This window comes from Photorhabdus tasmaniensis (assembly GCF_011189505.1).
GTDB classification, from domain to species: domain Bacteria; phylum Pseudomonadota; class Gammaproteobacteria; order Enterobacterales; family Enterobacteriaceae; genus Photorhabdus; species Photorhabdus tasmaniensis.
The window spans coordinates 1-2,930 of the sequence record NZ_PUJU01000119.1 but is presented as its reverse complement, the minus strand read 5'-3'; the positions used below and the strand labels follow the sequence as shown (position 1 = coordinate 2,930).

General features: G+C 38.3%; 3 protein-coding genes. 1 reads left to right on the top strand and 2 read right to left on the bottom strand.

Going from position 1 to position 2,930, the window contains the following annotated elements; all coding sequences use genetic code 11:
• The first annotated feature begins 1,443 nt into the window (after nt 1-1,443).
• On the top strand, nt 1,444-1,593 hold the full coding sequence (locus C5471_RS22950) for a hypothetical protein (protein WP_166296523.1): 150 nt from the start codon (nt 1,444-1,446) through the stop codon (nt 1,591-1,593).
• 17 nt (nt 1,594-1,610) lie between these two features.
• Here the strand turns inward: C5471_RS22950 and C5471_RS22945 are convergent, their stop codons facing one another.
• Together C5471_RS22945 and C5471_RS24665 are read right to left on the bottom strand one after the other, a co-directional pair.
• The gene (locus C5471_RS22945; protein WP_133815021.1) at nt 1,611-2,099 is read right to left on the bottom strand and encodes a hypothetical protein; all 489 of its coding nucleotides are present in this window, start codon (nt 2,097-2,099) and stop codon (nt 1,611-1,613) included.
• Nucleotide 2,100: 1 nt separating this feature from the next.
• Complete coding sequence (locus C5471_RS24665; protein ID WP_242688836.1) at nt 2,101-2,508, bottom strand: hypothetical protein; 408 nt, start codon at nt 2,506-2,508, stop codon at nt 2,101-2,103.
• Nucleotides 2,509-2,930: the final 422 nt, after the last annotated feature.

Sequence of the window (2,930 nt, the reverse complement as noted above, 5' to 3'; positions counted from 1 at the left end):
TCAATCGACGGGAATAGTTCTTATCGCGGGTTTTATGGATAAGTTTTCTCATTTTCTGGCATTCATCTTGAGGTATGGGTGCTATGATAGGCATCACTCAGTCCGTGTTGGGGTTTGGGATTTTTCGCAATTGATCAGATCGCAAAAATCGGACTGAGTTCCCTTCCTGTGATCTACTATTTTGAAAATTTATTTAAATAACTAATGTGAAAGCGCTTTAATATCCGTTTGTTCTGGTAATGTTATTTTACGTGCGATTTATTTTCAACTTTGGATTTAATTAGTATAAAGTCTTAACCGTTTTTTTACTCCTTTTAACACCTGTTTTTTGTTAGGTTTAATCATCATCGGATCTCATGTTTTATGTTTAATGAACGTAGATTATATTCACTTTTTATCTTTTCTAATGCAGTTAAATAACTGATGGGAAAACGCTTTAATATCCGTTTATTCGGGTAATGTTATTTTACATGCGATTTCTTTTCAACTTTGGATTAACGGTTAATGATTTTCGATTAAATACTATTAATGGTTATTTTTAAAAATGGTATTTATTGCGTTAAATCCGCTTTTGATATAAAATGTTTAATGCTTTGGCATTCGCGTTTTTAAATGATGATGACCGTTAACCTGTTATCGGAAGCCATTTTTTTACTCGATGGATTTAATGAGTATAAAGTTTTAACCGTCGTTTTTACCCCTTTTTACCCCTTTTTACCCCTTTTTACCCCTTTTTACCCCTTTTTACCCCTTTTTACCCCTTTTTACCCCTTTTTACCCCTTTTTACCCCTTTTTACCCCTTTTTACCCCTTTTAACACCTGCTTTTTGTTAAGTTTAATCATCATCGGATATCGTGTTTTATGTTTAACGAACACGGATTATATTCACTTTTTATCTTTTCTGATGTTGTTAAATAACTGGCGAGAAAGCGCTTTAATATCCGTTTATTCGGGTAATGTTATTTTACATGCGATTTCTTTTCAACTTTGGATTAACGGTTAATGATTTTCGATTAAATACTATTAATGGTTATTTTTAAAAATGGTATTTATTGCGTTAAATCCGCTTTTGATATAAAAGCTTTAATACGGCGGCATTCTCACTTTTAAATTATTATGATAGTTAACCTGTTATCGCAAGTCGTTTTTTTACTCGACGGATTTAATGAACATAAAGCTTTAATCGTTGTTTTTATCCCTTTTAACACCTGCTTTTTGTTAAGTTTAATCATCGTCGGATATCGTGTTTTATGTTTAACGAACGTGGATTATATTCACTTTTTATCTTTTCTGATGTTGTTAAATAACCAACGATAAAACGTTTGATACCCATCTGTGGATAATATTCTTTTACGTACATCTTAATCGGTACGGGTAATTTCCGTCAGCTGCCCGCTCAGGTTATAGCCCAGAGCCAGCACCGGTCCGTCACTGGTGAATAAATGGATACCGTCCCCCCGAATTGTGCATCCTTATCCTTTGCAGCGCTTTTACGCCAAACACCCGAGGTAGGAGCCGGATGCGTTAGTAGCGCACGTCCGGATCTGTGCAGGGGGGAGCCGGTAACGGCTATTCCTACCGCGACCGCTTGAGTTATTATTTACATTTGTTAAATCTTCCGGTTATTTTTTAACAATTGGGGGTTCCATGAAGAGAAATCAGATACATATATCTCATTCAAAGTCAAACTGGGTGGAATATGACTAATATTATCTGCTATTTCATCATAAGGTGCAGGAAGAACAAAAGAAAATCCAAAATCGTCATTAATAATAACTGAGCCATTAAAAATACGCTGTCTTTGAGTTAGTTTTATTAAGTCCTTCATGGTTTGACCTGCATATAAAGTACAATTATAACGTCCTTTATATCTTTGATTACATCCAATGGAAAAAATCAAACCATCAGGAAAAGTTGATATTGTCATGACATTATCCAATGTATATGCAACTCTTTTTTCACCATCAGGCAGAAAATACTCTTTAATTTCCACTCTATATCCTGAATACATTTCATGAAAATAATCGGATATGTTATTACCCAATAAAATATTTCCTATCGAATTACCTGATATTATCGCAGCAGTAAAATCAATCACTTTATAACCCACCATTCTTTAATATACTGTCGACGTACACAGGAGAGTCAGTAATTAAGTCATAGTTCTTAAAGCCCCCATGACCTATTCGTCCAAGAACCACATTTTCACCTGTTTTATTAACTCTATATACTTTCCAATAGTCATTACCATGTATATTGGGTTGTGTTGAATTACCACCTGGATGATAGTCAAGTTTATATGTAGTACCAGACTTAGTTGTTTTAACATATTGAACATGTTGAATTGCATTTGGATTACCAGCTTGAGGATACGTTTTTTCCCACCCACGACTTGTAAGGTGCGCATCTACATCAGCAGGTTTTTTACCTGTAAGTTTATCTGTCCATCTCTGAGTTATCCTGTCTTTTTGGTCAAATCCTTTGCCACATTTTCTACTGAGCCCCAACGGATCAACCCATCCAGTCGGATTATGCACGTAACTGTAAGGATTTACTCCTCCGGCTAACCCAATCGGGTCTTCGGCACTATCCCGACGCCATCATACCGTTGAGCGGACTTTTCCCTCTGATTTAACAGCCTTTTTCTCCGCCGCGTTTTCCCACCCTGTTAAAGAACATACCAACTCGCCCCGACGGGCACTTTGCCGATTTTAGCCCACTTTTTCCCCGCTGTCATAATCGGGTTGTTGCCCGCTTTTCCTGCCCGAACCGGGTTTTATTGGGAACCCGTGGCGGCGGCGTAGCTTGCCTGCGCCGCTGACGCGGGTTGGCCGGGTGCGGGCTGGCGAAGCCCGCAGGTGACGCTGTTCAGCAGGGAAGCCCCTGGGGGCTGCACGGGGCGGAGATGGCGAGCACGGGGACGAGCAAC

What these genes read in the sequence shown, in the direction of transcription:
- C5471_RS22950 (WP_166296523.1), top strand. Translation starts at nt 1,444, where the DNA reads ATGGATACCGTCCCCCCGAATTGTGCATCCTTATCCTTTGCAGCGCTT.